Below are 1,653 nucleotides of genomic sequence, written 5' to 3' on the forward strand. Positions count from 1 at the left end.
GGAAAAACAGGCTTTACACCATACGGACATCGACATGAGTCCCAAAGCGGTAGGCCTGGTTTTCCTTGCTATTTTAGCCGGACTCTTCTTTACCTTCTACACCTTTGTCTCCGATGCGGCTCTGCCGGCAAGTGTAAGTATTACTTATATTGTCGTCGGTATTTTAATCGCCATTCTCATGGGTTTCTTTGTTGCAGCGGCCTGCGGTTATATGGCGGGCCTCATCGGTACCTCTGCAAGCCCCATTTCGGGTATCGGTATTCTCGGCATCATCGTTTCTTCTCTGGCCGTTCTTGCCTTAGGTAATGCTTTCAATATATTCGCTACGGCGGAAGGTGCAAAATTCGCTACGGCACTGGCTATCTTTATTACCAGTGTTATTGTCAGCATCGCCTCTATCTCAAACGATAATCTTCAAGACTTAAAGACGGGCTATATCGTCGGTGCCACTCCCTGGAAGCAGCAGGTAGCCTTAATTCTCGGGTCCGTAATCGGTGCTATCGCTATTGCCCCGGTTTTAAACCTTCTCTATCAGGCTTACGGCTTTACGGGAGCACTGCCTCGTGAAACCATGGATCCGTCACAGGCACTTGCCGCTCCGCAGGCAGTCCTCATGACGACCATCGCTCAAGGTATTTTCAGTTCCGATTTAGACTGGAACTTCATCCTCTTCGGTATTGGCGTAGGCGTCGTTGCAATCATTGTCGACATACTTTTGCGCAAGAGCACAAAGTCTCTCGCTCTCCCGCCCTTGGCTATCGGCATGGGCATTTATTTGCCTCCTACCTTGGAAGTTCCTCTAGTTATCGGTGCCGTTATCGGCTATTTCATTCACAAACACTTGCGTAATCGCGCTCAACAACGTAATCCCGAACATGTGGAGGAAGACGTAGACGCTTGCCATCAACGGGGCGTACTCTTCGCTTCGGGACTTATTGTCGGCGAATCTCTCATGGGCGTTATTATCGCCATGATTATCGTCTTCTCCATTACAACCGGCGGCAGTGAAGATCCGTTAGCTCTCGTAGGCAAGGATTTCGCTACTACGGCCGATCTCCTCGGATTGGGCGTATTCGTCCTTTCCATCGTTTATTTCATCTATCACATCTTGTCGACGAAATTTACTCCGTCTGACAAATAATAGAAGGGATTTAAAGCCGTATGGCCGAAAGGCTATACGGCTTTTCTCTGTTCTCACCTTCCGCCATATGATAAAATATATAGATAGATTCATATATTGAGGTGATTTCAATGCAAGGGCTGGCATTGTCTTTACAACAAAAACAAAAAACGACCCAGTTCCAGAAACTTGCCACAACATTGTTAACCCTTCAAGGACAAGACCTGGACGAGTATATACGACAGCAAAGTGATGAAAACCCGCTGATCGAAGTAGCTTACCCATCTCGCCGTCCCGATACGGACCTGCCTATAGCCAAATTATCGGAAACGCCGCAAGAAAAACTGAAGAATCAGCTTGCCTTACTTTCGTTACCCGTAACGATTCGAAAAATTGCCGAATTTATCATTGATTCCTTGGATGAAAAGGGTTTTTTTAAGGACGAAGATTTGCGAACGGCCGCCACCCTCCCCTTCAGTCGTTGGGATATTGGGCGCGCAACCATAGCCGTTCGTTCTCTCGATCCGCCGGGC

2 protein-coding genes are annotated in these 1,653 nt (G+C 47.9%); both read left to right on the forward strand.

The genetic code is table 11. The annotated features are described in order from the left end of the window. The coding region (locus PGX78_RS07670) for an OPT family oligopeptide transporter (RefSeq protein ID WP_270446300.1) at nucleotides 1–1,141 on the forward strand (1,141 nt) is incomplete at its 5' end. 110 nt (nucleotides 1,142–1,251) lie between these two features. After that, on the forward strand, nucleotides 1,252–1,653 hold a 402-nt coding region (locus PGX78_RS07675), incomplete at its 3' end, for an RNA polymerase factor sigma-54 (protein WP_270446303.1).

Origin of the sequence: Megasphaera sp. AF13-6AC (genome assembly GCF_027685385.1) — a bacterium.
GTDB lineage: Bacteria > Bacillota > Negativicutes > Veillonellales > Megasphaeraceae > Megasphaera > Megasphaera micronuciformis.